Source organism: Pseudomonas sp. JL3, from assembly GCF_031570575.1.
GTDB classification, from domain to species: domain Bacteria; phylum Pseudomonadota; class Gammaproteobacteria; order Pseudomonadales; family Pseudomonadaceae; genus Aquipseudomonas; species Aquipseudomonas cucumis.
The window spans coordinates 375024-387821 of record NZ_JAKWJK010000004.1; the positions used below are offsets into that span (position 1 = coordinate 375024).

Genomic DNA, 12798 nt, shown 5'->3' on the forward strand with positions numbered 1-12798 from the left:
CCCCCGGGTGCCGCCCTGCTTTAATGGTTTTTTCAGGCCTGCATTTCACTGATGCCGACCTGTTGCAAAGCCGCGGCCAGGCTTTCGACCTGCCGCTGCTCCGTGTCCTTGAGTTGTTGCAATTGCTGACCAAGACTCGGTGCGCCAAACACGCCGCGCAGCCCTTGTGAAGCATCTCCCATCCTGATTGAGTGATTGCCGAAGGCGTTCAGCGAGTCCCCCTCGCTGCCAGTGTCCTGATTGAACAGATTCGACAGCGTGCTGCTGCCAAAGACCCCGCCGTCGCCGCCGCCAAAACCGAGGAAGCCGTGGCCTGAGCCATCGCCACCATTGTCACTGCTGCTGAATACCTGAGCGATAAAGCTGGGCGTCAGCGCCCCGTGGCTCATGAAAATATCGCCCAGAGGCCGAATGCCGTTACCGATCATCCGTTGTTCAAACAGCGGGGCAAAGGTCAGCGGCGAGCCGAGATCGCCAGTGGGCGGCGTGAAGATAATGGGCTGCAATGGCACGTTGGGCTGATCGGGCACGGTGACCGGATCCGTGACCCGGAACTCCGGCTCCGGCGGCACCACGACTATTGGCGACGACGGTGCAACAACGGTATTGATTGCATAGCTGTTCGACTGGCTGACACCGCTGCCCGTGTTGCCTGCGGCATCGCTGACGCCGGCCACGTTCAGGCTGATCGCGTTGTTGCTACTGCTGACATTCGCGTTCGGGGTCAGGGTCGCGGTCCAGGTTCTACCGCCATCACTGCTGCTCAAATTGGACAAGCTGCCGTTCGCCACACTGATGTCGGACAGGTCGAAGCCACTCACTGCTTCGGTGAAGGTGAAGGTCACCAACGAGGTCTGGCCCACGCCCAGGTTCGGGTTGGCAACCACCACCGTGGCGGTCGGCCGTTCGCCGTCGATCGCGTAGTTATTGGATACCGCGACGCTGGCGCCTGTATTGCCCGCCAGATCCGTCACGTTACTGGTGTCCAGCGCAATGAAGTTGCTCGGGTCGGTGATGCTCGCGGTGGGTGTGAACGTTCCGGTCCAGGTCTTGCCGCCGTCGCTGCTGGCCAGATTGGTCAGCTCGCCATTGGTGACGCTCAGGTCCGACAAATCGAAGTCGCTGACCGCTTCGGAGAAAGTGAAGGTCACCAGCGTCGTCTGGCCAATGCCCAGGTTCGGATTGGCAACCACGATGGTGACGGTCGGGCGAGTCGCATCGAGCGCATAGTTGTTGGAAATGGCGATGCTGGCGCCGGCATTGCCCGCGGCGTCGAGCACATTGCCGGTGTCGAGCAGGATCAGGTTGGTCGCATCGTTGAGGCTCGCGGTCGGCGTGAGCGTAGCGGTCCAGGTCACACCGCCGTCGCTGCTGGCCAGGCTGGACAGCACGCCATTGGCCACGCTGAGATCCGACAAGTCGAAACCGGACACCGCTTCGCTGAAGGTAATAGTCACCGTGGTGGTTTCACCAATGCCCAGCTTATTATCCGCGACCACAATGGTTGCGGTCGGGCGAGCGGTGTCGATCGCGTAGTTGTTGGAGTCGGTCACGCCGACGCCGCTGTTGCCCGATACGTTGGTCACACCGCTGTTGTCCAGGCTGATCAGGTTAGTGGTGTCCGTCACGCTGACCGTTGGTGTGAAGGTCGCGGTCCAGGTCACGCCACCATCGACGGACGAAACGTTGCTGAGGGTGCCGTTGGCTACCGTCAGGTCGGCGTTGTCAAAACCGCTGACCGCCGAGCTGAACGTGATGGTGACCAACGAAGTTTCCCCGACCTTGAGGGCGTTGTCGGCGACCACGATAGTGGCCGTCGGCACCTCGGTTTCCACCACATAGTTGGCCGAATTGGTGGTGCCCGCCCCGGTGTTGCCGGCCACGTCCGAGACGCCGCTGTTGCTCAGGGTGATGATGTTGCTGGCGTCGGTAATCCCGGCAGTCGGAGTGAATGTCCCGGTCCAGGTGAGGCCGCCATCACCGCTGCTCACCGCGCTCAACGTGCCGTTGGCGATGCTCAGGTCGCTGTTGTCGAAACCCGTTACCGCCTCGCTGAAGGTGATGGTCACCAGCGCGGTTTCGCCCGGTTTCAGGGTAGGGTCGCTCAACACGATGGTGGCGGTTGGGCGTTGGCTGTCGATAGCGTAGTTATTCGAATCGGTGGTACCAGCGCCCGCGTTGCCGGCCCCATCGATCACTCCGGTGTTGTCCAGGGTAATCAGGTTGGTCGAATCGGTGACGCTCGCCGTCGGCGTCAGGGTGGCGGTATAGGTGATGTTATCGCTGGTACTCAGATTGCTCAGGGTACCGTTGCTCACCGTCAGGTCGGCCGTGGTAAAGCCGGTGACCGCCTCGGAGAACGTGATGGTCACCACCGATGTTTGACCCACCGCCAGCGCCGCGTCCGCGACCACGATGGTGGCTGTCGGACGCACCGTGTCGATGGCGTAGTTGTTGGAATTGGTGGTGCCGCTACCGGCATTGCCCGAGGCGTTGCTCACACCGCTGTTATCCAGGGTGATGACGTTGCTGGTATCGGAGATGGCATTGGTCGGTGTAAAGGTTGCGGTCCAGGTGATGCCACCATCACTGCTGGTCACGGCGCTCAAGGTGCCATTGGCGATGGTCAGATCGGCATTGGTGAAACCGGTTACCGCTTCACTGAACGTGATGGTCACCAGCGACGTTTCACCGATGTTCAACGCATTGTCGGCGACGACGATGGTGGCCGTCGGCAGCACGGTATCGATGGTGTAGTTGCCGGAATTGGTGGTGCCGCTGCCGGTGTTGCCCGCCCCATCGGTCACACCGGTATTGTTCAAGGTGATGACGTTGCTCGAGTCATTCACGCCGACGGTCGGGGTGAAGGTTGCGGTCCAGGTGATGCCGCCGTCACTGCTGCTCACCGCGGTCAACGTGCCGTTGGCGATGCTCAGGTCAGCGTTGGTGAAACCGGTCACCGCCTCGGAGAAGGTAATGGTCACCAGCGAGGTTTCGCCGGCACTCAGGGTAGGGTCGGCCAGAACGATGGTCGCGGTCGGGCGCACCGTGTCGATGGCGTAGTTGTTGGAATCGGTGGTGCCGTTACCGGCGTTCCCCCCCAGATCAGCCACGCCGGTGTTGTCCAGGGTAATCAGGTTGGTCGTGTCGTTGATGCTCGCGGAAGGCGTGAAGGTGGCCGTCCAGGTGATACCGCCATCGCTGCTGCTCACCGCGGTCAACGTGCCGTTGGTAATGGTCAGGTCAGCGTTGGTGAAACCACTGACCGCCTCGGAAAACGTGATCGTGACCAGTGAGGTTTCGCCGATTCTCAGCGCCGTGTCCGCGACCACGATGGTGGCCGTCGGCCGCACGGTGTCGATGGCATAGTTGTTGGAGTCGGTGGTGCCGCTGCCCACGTTACCGCTGGCGACAGCCTGCACGCCGGTATTGTCGAGGGTGATCAGGTTGGTCGTGTCGGTGATGCTGGCAGTCGGGGTGAAGGTGGCGGTCCAGGTGATGCCGCCATCGCTGCTGCTCACCGAGGTCAACGTGCCGTTGGCAATCGTCAGGTCGGCGTTGGTGAAACCACTGACCGCTTCACTGAAGGTGATGGTCACCAGTGACGTTTCACCGATTCTCAACGCATTGTCAGCCACCACGATGGTGGCCGTCGGCAGCATCGTATCGATGGTGTAGTTGCCGGAGTTGGTGGTGCCGCTGCCGGTGTTGCCGGCCACGTCGCTCACACCGGTATTGTTCAGGGTGATGACGTTGCTCGAGTCATTCACGCCGACGGTCGGGGTGAATGTCGCGGTCCACGTGATGCCGCCGTCACTGCTGCTGACTGAGCTCAGCGTGCCGTTGGCAATCGTCAGGTCCGCGTTGGTGAAACCACTGACCGCTTCGCTGAAGGTGATCGTTACGAGCGATGTTTCGCCCGCGGTCAGCGTCGTATCGGCCAATACAATTGTCGCTGTCGGGCGCACGGTGTCGATGGCGTAGTTGTTGGAATCGGTGGTGCCGCTCCCGGCGTTACCCGCCAGATCGGCGATACCGGTGTTATTCAAGGTGATCAGGTTGGTGGTGTCATTGATGCTCGCGGAGGGCGTGAAGGTCGCGGTCCAGGTGATGCCGCCGTCGCTGCTGCTCACCGCAGTGAGTGTGCCGTTGGCAATCGTCAGGTCGGCGTTGGTGAAACCACTGACCGCTTCACTGAAGGTGATCGTCACCAGCGAAGTCTCGCCGATTCTCAGCGCCGAGTCCGCGACCACGATGGTGGCCGTCGGGCGCACGGTGTCGATGGCATAGTTGTTGGAATCGGTCGTGCCGCTGCCCACGTTACCGGTGGCGGCAGCCTGCACGCCGGTGTTGTCCAATGTGATCAGGTTGGTTGTATCGGTGATGCTGGCAGTCGGGGTGAAAGTCGCCGTCCAGGTGATGCCGCCGTCGCTGCTGCTCACCGCGGTCAACGTGCCGTTGGCAATGGTCAGGTCAGCGTTGGTGAAACCGGTCACAGCCTGGTTGAAGGTGATGGTCACCAGTGACGTTTCACCGATTCTCAACGCAGTGTCCGCCACCACAATCGTCGCGGTCGGCGGGGCGGTGTCGATGGCGTAGTTGCCTGAGGAACTGATCCCGCTGCCGGTGTTGCCCGCCAGATCCGCCACGCCGGTGTTAGCCAAACTGATGACGTTGGTCGCACTGATGATGCCTGCGGTCGGGGTAAACGTTGCGGTCCAGGTAATGCCGCCATCACTGCTGCTCACCGCGGTCAACGTGCCGTTGGCGATGCTCAGGTCGGCGTTAGTGAAACCGGTCACCGCCTCGGAGAAGGTGATCGTCACCAGCGAGGTTTCACCCGCTGTCAGCGCTGTATCAGCCAGCACGATAGTCGCGGTCGGACGCACCGTGTCGATGGCGTAGTTGTTGGAATCGGTGGTGCCGCTGCCGGCGTTACCCGCCAGATCGGCCACGCCGGTGTTGTCCAGGGTGATCAGGTTGGTCGTGTCGTTGATGCTCGCCGAAGGGGTGAACGTGGCGGTCCAGGTGATGCCGCCATCGCTGCTGCTCACCGCGGTCAACGTGCCGTTGGTAATGGTCAGGTCGGCGTTGGTGAAACCGCTCACTGCTTCGGCGAAGGTGATCGTCACCAGAGAAGTTTCGCCGATTCTCAGCGCAGTGTCCGCAACCACGATGGTGGCCGTCGGCCGCACGGTGTCGATGGCGTAGTTNGGCGTTGGTGAAACCGCTCACTGCTTCGGCGAAGGTGATCGTCACCAGAGAAGTTTCGCCGATTCTCAGCGCAGTGTCCGCAACCACGATGGTGGCCGTCGGCCGCACGGTGTCGATGGCGTAGTTGTTGGAGTCGGTAGTCCCGCTACCGGCATTGCCGACAGCATCGCTGACCCCGGTGTTGTTCAGGGTGATCAGGTTGGTCGTGTCGGTGATGCTTGCGGTCGGTGTGAAGGTGGCCGTCCAGGTGATGCCGCCGTCGCTGCTACTCACTGCGGTCAAGGTGCCATTGGTAATGGTCAGGTCGGCGTTGGTGAATCCGGTGACCGCTTCATTGAAGGTGATCGTGACCAGAGAGGTTTCGCCGATTCTCAGCGCCGTGTCCGCCACCACGATGGTCGCAGTCGGACGGAGTGTATCGATGGCATAGTTGTTCGAATCGGTGGTGCCGCTGCCGGCGTTGCCCGCCAGGTCGCTGACCCCGGTATTGTTCAGGGTGATCAGGTTGGTCGTGTCATTGACGCTCGCGTTCGGGGTGAATGTGGCGGTCCAGGTGATGCCACCGTCGCTGCTGCTCACCGCAGTGAGCGTACCGTTGGCAATTGTCAGGTCGGCGTTGGTGAAACCGCTGACCGCTTCGCTGAACGTAATGGTCACCAGCGAAGTTTCGCCAATGCTCAGGCTGGTATCGGTCACCACAATGGTCGCGGTCGGCCGCACGGTATCGATGGCGTAATTGTTCGAATCAGTGGTGCCGCTCCCGGCGTTGCCCGCCGAGTCGCTGACCCCGGTGTTGTCCAGGGTGATCAGGTTGGTTGCATCGGTGATGCTGGCGGTCGGGGTGAAGGTCCCCGTCCAGGTGATGCCGCCGTCGCCGCTGCTCACCGCGCTCAAGGTACCGTTGGCAATCGTCAGGTCGGCATTGGTGAGGCCAGTGACCGCTTCGTTGAAGGTGATGGTCACCAGCGAGGTTTCGCCGACTCTGAGGGCCGTGTCGGTAAACACGATGCTGGCCGTCGGGCGTACGGTATCGACCGTGTAGTTATTGGAGTTGGTGGTGCCGACGCCGGCGGTGCCCAGACCGTTGATCACCCCGGTGTTGTCCAGGGTAATGACGTTGGTCGTATCGGAAATACTGGCGGTCGGCGTGAACGTTGCCGTCCAGGTGATGCCGCCATCGCCGCTGCTCACGGCAGTCAACGTGCCGTTGGCGATGGTCAGGTCCGCATTGGTGAAACCGGTCACGGCCTCGGAAAAGGTGATCGTCACCAAGGACGTTTCGCCGATGCTCAGTGTGGTGTCAGCAACCACGATGGTCGCGGTCGGCGGTGGCGAATAGGCAGTGTTGAGTACACCGCCGTCGTTGTAGATGGTCGCGAAGGAGGTCGGCGAGGTGCCGGTTGAACCTCCGCCCTGCGCGGTACCGCCTGCACCACTGGCCGCGGCATTACCGGCCAGGGCCGCGAAGTTGGCGGCCGTGATCAGCAGCGTGCCTTTGTTCCAGATCGCCCCGACGCCCCGGCCGCCAATGCCGCCATTGCTGGCATTGCTGCCTTGGCCACCGCCACCGCCACCGCCGCCACCGGCGCCGATGTTGTTGCTGATGGTCGACGTGCCGATGACGGTGATGGTGCCGCTGCTGGCGTTGTAGATCCCGCCCACCGCATTGCCGCCGGCGCCACCTACCTTGTCCCAACCGGCCCCGCCGCCACCGCCACCAATGGAAATCGTGCCATTGGTGGCCGTCGCACCGTTACCGCCGTTGCTGTAATAGGAAACGCCCAGCCCGCCAGCACCGCCAGTGGTGGTACCGCCGCGACCGCCCATGTGGGTGGCGTCATAACCGCCGCCGTAACCACCGGCACCGCCGCCGCCCGCACCGCCACCCAACGTGCCGGTGCCCGGCCCTGCCGAACCGCCATGCCCGCCGCCCTGGCCGCCCAGACCGCCGCCGCCACCGCCGCCACCGCCGTAAAAAGCGCCCGTGACACCGCCGCCGCCACCGCCACCGGAGGCGCCGTTGGAGGTCACGGTAACGTTGTTCAGGGTCAGAATCCCGGCGTTGAAAATACCCCCGGCCATCGCGCCCGTGGCACCGTAGCCACCGTTGCCGCCATTACCCGAGACCAGCCCTCGGGTAATCACCAAACCATCGAGTGTCACGGTGCTGCCGGACGCCACTTCAATCACTCGGGTCCTGTACTGACCATCGAGGATCACGTCCGCCGCACCGTCGTTGTTCAAGTCGCCATCAACGGTGATGTTCTTGTTGATCAGCAGTTCGGAGGTCAACTGCACCGTCATGCTGCCGTTGAAGGTGACGATATCGCCGTTCTGTGCCGAGGCAATGGCGGCACGCAACGAGCCGATGCCCGTGTTGGCGTTGTTGGTGGCGGTCCAGGTGGCCAGGCCCCACTGATAGTCGCTCATGGCCGTGGTCGAGAGGACGTTGGCGCTTTCGATGTTGCCGGTGGCAATTTCCAGATCCCAGTCGCCACCAAGCCCGGTGCGGTTGCTGGAAGCGGCCACATCGCGACCGGTCATTTGCGCCAGTGAGTCGACAAAACTCAAGCCGCGCTCCCCCTCGGCGGTGTAGCAGCCGTAGATCAAGATGTCGCCGCCGACGTTCATGTCCTTGCCGATTTCCGCCAGCACGGCGCTGCGGGCCGAGACGTTGTCGGCCGACAGATAACTATTACCCAGCCACAGGTCGCCTGCGTTGCCGTGGGCGATGATCTGCACCGAACTGATGCCCTGATGGGTGTCCAGATAGTCGGCAATCTGCTGCAAGCCGTCCTTGCTCGCATCCAGTTGAACCACCTGAGTACCGGGCGCGACGCCCTGCAGCAGGCTGGCGGCGTCCTTGACCCGCGAATCGACGAACACCACGCTCTGCCCCGGCACCGCGACAGGCGTCGGTGCTGGCGTGGCATCGGCCTGGCCGTGGGTGTCCTTGCTGGCGACTGACTGGTCGGCAGTCGGTGCCTTGACCGCGTCGGCGGTGACATGGCTGTCAGCCTGGGCAGTGTCGGCAACCGTGGCGGCCACCGCGCCGTCGAACAGCATGCGTGGCTCCAGGGACATGATCATTGGCGAGGCCAGCGCTCGTGCACCTTTGGTAACCCGCGATTTGCCTTTGCTCCACCACATGCTGCTCACCCGGACTCGAACTTTCTGACGCATCAATGAAAACGCCGCGATCAACTGATCGCGGCGTCGGCTTTCATACGAATGACATTGGCGGCGCTGGCGGAGCCATCGAGCCAAAAGGACAACTCGGCGTACTGCTTGAACAAGTCCGGCGGCAGGATCGTGCGCCTGGACTGCAATTGGACCTTGGCCTTCACCTTGTGCAACCCCGAGAGGCCGAGGGCCTGGTCGAATTCCGGCGCGTCATAGGCCAAATGATCGAAGTCATGTTCGAACCAGGGTTCGCCGATGAAGTCGTAGACCAGCCGCATCACCCGCTCCGGCGCTTGGCTCAGCAGGTCGTAATCGATGATCAGCAACGAGTCGGCATGTTCGCCGTAATAGGCTTCCTTGAGGGCGGCCCAGGAAAACCCCACCAGCCGATTGCGCTGGGCCAGGGTTTCGCAGCGGCTGTAGACCGTGTTGCGTTCGACCGCATCACCGAACAGCTTGGTATTTTCGAAGGGATTGGCGCGGTACAAGCGCTCGAGGCTGTCCATGACCCAGGCGACATTGCGCACGCAGGCAATGATCTTGGCTTGAGGGAACAGATCGCTGATTGCCGGCAGGCGCGAACTCCACAGGCGGTTGGTGTCGAACACCACCGGTTTGTTGGCCTTGTCGGCGTAAAAAGATTCGAACAGACCGCGCAATAGACGGCGACGCAGGTCGGTGTCGATCACCGCACCAAACTCGCTGCCGGCGCTGCATTGGTCCAGAACACCGGAAAAGAGCGCACCCACGGGGCTGGTCATGCCGGCATGAAAGCGCGGGTTCTGCAAAAGAATGGCAGAAAGCAGGGTCGAGCCTGAACGCGGCAACCCGGAAATAAAGTGAAAATGCTGCATCCATTCACCCGCCAGAAGTCCTTTTGTATGACGAGCGTAGACTATGAATGGCCTTACGACTAGTGGTGTTTTGATATCAAGTCGGAGCTAAATCGACTGGAAAACGCGATTTATATAACGACCTGAAAGATGAATCGATTAAGTATTGCTCCATGGGTTACTTCAGCACATACAAGCTCGCCTCGGCGCCTCCTGCGCGGGTTTCGCTAACGCGTTGCCAGCCAGCAGGCAACGGCGCGAATTCGTCCGGCCCATCGACGCTACCGACCAGCCATACTCGACCAGGGCCTTTGGGCAAGGCGCCGAGGCTATCCAGGTACACGTCATTGGTCACCAACGCGCCGAAACCGTAAGCGTTCGGCCGGCTCGATCTGCCATCGGCCAACGGCGGCGTGTACAGCAATGGTCTGGCGTCAGTGCGGTTGTAATAGACATAACTCAAGTACCAGAGCATGTCGCTGGTGACGATTCGGTCGCCGGGGGTGAAGTGCTGGTTCACGTAACTGACCATGACGCTGATCTGATCGTCGGTATCCACCGAGGCATTGTTCTTCAGGCCCACCAGCTCGACACCGACAAACAGGATCAGCACGGCCAGCGCCAATACCTTGAAGTCCGCGTACAAGCGATCGATGGCCAGCGCCACTAACATCGGCAGACCCAAGGCATAAGCGGTCAGGTAACGCTCGATGAACACCGGCGATATGAACGACACCACAAACACCAGCAACAGCGGGAAAACGGTGTAGATCACCGCCAGCGCACTGCCACGGAAAACACTGCGATCCCGCGCCAGCGCCACGCCCGCCAGGGCCAATAGCGCCAGGGGCAGAGCGATAAAAATCAGCGTGGGCAAGTTCTCGCCATCGTCCTGGATCAGGAACGACCAGATCATCGAAGGCAATGAGCCGAGCGTGACGGGCCCCTCCCACCCCACATCGCCATTGGCTTTGAGCTGATCCATGTGCTGGACCAGATCAATCAGATTGGGCACCCACGGCAGGTACAACGCCACAATCGCCACATTGGCCAGCCACCAGCCGGAGCGCTGAATGTGCCGTAATCGATACCCGGGCTGCACGCGGATCAGGCCCAGATACAGCCAGTGGCAGAGCACGCACAGCGCCGTGAAGTAATGGGTGTAGAACGCTGCACTCATCAGCAGGGTATAAATCACCAGGTAGCGTGTGTGTTGCGGCCGCCTGATCCAATACATCAAGGCGATCGTGGCACCGATCAACCATAGGCCCAACAGCGAATACATCCGCACTTCCTGGCTGTAACGCACCGCCGTGGGCAGCAGCGCCAGCAGGACCCCGGCCAGCAATGCGGCGCGGCGGGTCGCGAGCAGGTCCACCAGCCAGACGCCAAGCCCAACCGTGGCAATCCCCGACAGCGCACTCAGGCTGCGAATCGAAAAAATCCCGTCGCCGAACAGGCCGATCCAGCCGTGCAGCAGCATGAAATACAGGGGTGGATGCACATCATGGGCCGCGTGTTCCCAGATCCCGGCCAGGGAGTACTGGCTCAGCAACAGACTCGCCCCTTCGTCGCCCCAGATCGCCGCCGCCGTCAGGTGGTAAAAACGCACCAGCGTGGCCAATACCAGGATCGACAGTAGCCAATGTTCCCGCGCCCATCGAAGCAAACGACGGGCAGTAGCCCACGAGCCCGGCATCGCATGCGGGTCCTGGGTGTCGCCCAGCGGTGTTTCTCTGCGCGCCTCCATTATCTCCCCTTGCAACGGCCAAGTGAAAACCGAAGCTTCCCAAGCACTGTAGGACAGGCGCGAGCCCAACGTCGATGATGGCCTTGCGACGGACGACGTCCGGCAATCATTCCGATCAGCGTCTACGCTTTGGCGTGGCGTGACCCAGCCACGGAGATGAATGGAGTCGGCTGATCAGCGCGAACTGCCCGAATAACCGGGCCTGTAACGTGACGCATCAGACACTAACCTGAGGGATGAGGAACTATGGAAGTATTCATGGGCACTATCCAGCCTTTCGCCTTTAACTTCGCCCCCAACGGCTGGGCCTTGTGCAACGGCCAGACGCTGGGGATCTCACAATACCAAGCGCTTTTCTCACTGCTGGGAACTTACTATGGAGGCAATGGCACCACTAGTTTCATGCTGCCCAACCTGCAGGGCCGTATGCCGATGGCCCAGGGCAACGGCCTGGGCCTGACCCCGCGCGTCATCGGTGAAGTCTCCGGCACCGAGAACGTCACCGCGACCATCAACAATCTGCCCAACCACACCCACGCCATGGCCGGGCTCACGGCGACCACCACCCTGCAATTGGCCAGCCCGGCGAGCAACCCGGTCACCAACCCGACCGCGACCAATTCGTACATTGGTGCCTCGGGCGGCGGGCCCGGTTCGGCGAGTATTTACTCTGATCAGCAAGGTGCCGCGGCCGTGCCGCTCAAGGGCGTGACCAGCACGGTGACGGGGGAAATCTCGTCCGCCGGCAACGGTTTGCCCATGACGGTGATGAACCCGTTCCTGGTGCTCAACTTCAGCATCGCCCTGAACGGACTGTTCCCTTCGCGTAACTGAGGGTCTGGCCGGGGTATGCACATCCCCCGGCCACTTTTGCTTGATGGAGGGATGCCATGCTGCAACAGGTTCACAGCCAACACTTTCAGGCACTGCTGGGCAAGACGGGGACGCTGCGGCTGCCCGATGGCAGTGACTTGCCGATTCATATCGACTCCCTTAAGGAGACGCCCCATTCACAGATGCCCAAAAGCGAGCGCATGCCGTTCAGCGTCGAGCTCAACAGCCTGCAACCCACCGACTTTGTCGATGGCTTGTGTGCGCTGGAGTTGCCGGAGCTGGGTCAGGTAGAAGATATTTTTGTTTCGCGAGTACCGGCTATGGGGCGTGATCCGGACGTGGGATATTTCTACATCGCGTTCAACTGAACATGGTCTCAATGTGGGAGCGAGCCTGCTCGCGATAGGGCCATGACGGGCGACATTGGTTGAATGTCAGACCGCTATCGCGAGCAGGCTGGCTCCCACAAGGGGCGGTGATGTATTCAACCCGTCGGGTACCACACCAACCGCTCCGCCGCCGGGTTGCGCTCTTCAACCTGAAACCCCAGCGCCAAGTAATGCTGGCGTGCATGGGGATTATTGGCCCAGACCACCGTCGCCACCGGACAGCGGATTTGTTGTGCGGCTTTCTGCACGCCTTGCAACACCGTCCGACCGTAACCCTTGCCTCGGGCCTGTGGAATAAAGGCCAGGTACAGCACGCGAATTTCATTGGGGCCGAAATCGGTGGTCAACGCGCCGATGGCCGTGTCGAGTTTTTCAATCACGTAATGCATGGCGTTGGGGAAGTTCTCCCCCAGCCCTTGTTCCTGCACCTTGAATTGCTGGGCAACCACCTGCTCAACCACCTCCTGTTCACCGTCGATCCATTGCAGATCCGGCCGCGCCGCCTGGTAAAGGCTGTGCAGAAAAGGCCCATCGCAGGTCCGCGAAGGCCTGACCACCAAGCCGTCCGCTGCCACTGAATCGGTATTGGCCATCA

At 61.5% G+C, this 12798-nt stretch carries 5 protein-coding genes and 1 pseudogene; 2 read left to right on the top strand and 4 right to left on the bottom strand.

All coding sequences use genetic code 11. From position 1 onward, the window contains the following. Positions 1 to 32 precede the first annotated feature (32 nt). The 3 genes and pseudogenes from MMG91_RS28970 to MMG91_RS10975 all read right to left on the bottom strand — a co-directional run bounded on the left by MMG91_RS28970 (position 33) and on the right by MMG91_RS10975 (position 10980). Positions 33 to 8364 (bottom strand): annotated as a pseudogene (locus tag MMG91_RS28970) (Ig-like domain-containing protein). A gap of 50 nt (positions 8365 to 8414) precedes the next feature. Further along, positions 8415 to 9251, bottom strand: a complete 837-nt coding sequence (locus MMG91_RS10970; RefSeq protein WP_310659586.1) for a sulfotransferase — start codon at positions 9249 to 9251, stop codon at positions 8415 to 8417. Between the two features lie 157 nt (positions 9252 to 9408). Next, positions 9409 to 10980 carry a glycosyltransferase family 39 protein gene (locus MMG91_RS10975; RefSeq protein ID WP_310659587.1) on the bottom strand — a complete coding sequence of 524 codons (1572 nt, stop codon included), beginning with the start codon at positions 10978 to 10980 and terminating at the stop codon, positions 9409 to 9411. Positions 10981 to 11226: 246 nt separating this feature from the next. Here MMG91_RS10975 and MMG91_RS10980 point away from each other — a divergent pair, with 246 nt between their 5' ends. Both MMG91_RS10980 and MMG91_RS10985 read left to right on the top strand, forming a co-directional pair. After that, positions 11227 to 11814 (top strand): phage tail protein, encoded by a 588-nt coding sequence (locus tag MMG91_RS10980; protein ID WP_305447711.1) that lies wholly within the window; start codon positions 11227 to 11229, stop codon positions 11812 to 11814. Between the two features lie 56 nt (positions 11815 to 11870). After that, positions 11871 to 12182, top strand: a complete 312-nt coding sequence (locus MMG91_RS10985; protein ID WP_310659588.1) for a DUF6916 family protein — start codon at positions 11871 to 11873, stop codon at positions 12180 to 12182. Positions 12183 to 12298: 116 nt separating this feature from the next. On the opposite strand, the gene MMG91_RS10990 is transcribed toward MMG91_RS10985, so the two are convergent. Continuing rightward, entirely contained in the window at positions 12299 to 12796 is a 498-nt protein-coding gene (locus MMG91_RS10990; RefSeq protein WP_305447709.1) for a GNAT family N-acetyltransferase, read from the bottom strand. Positions 12797 to 12798: the final 2 nt, after the last annotated feature.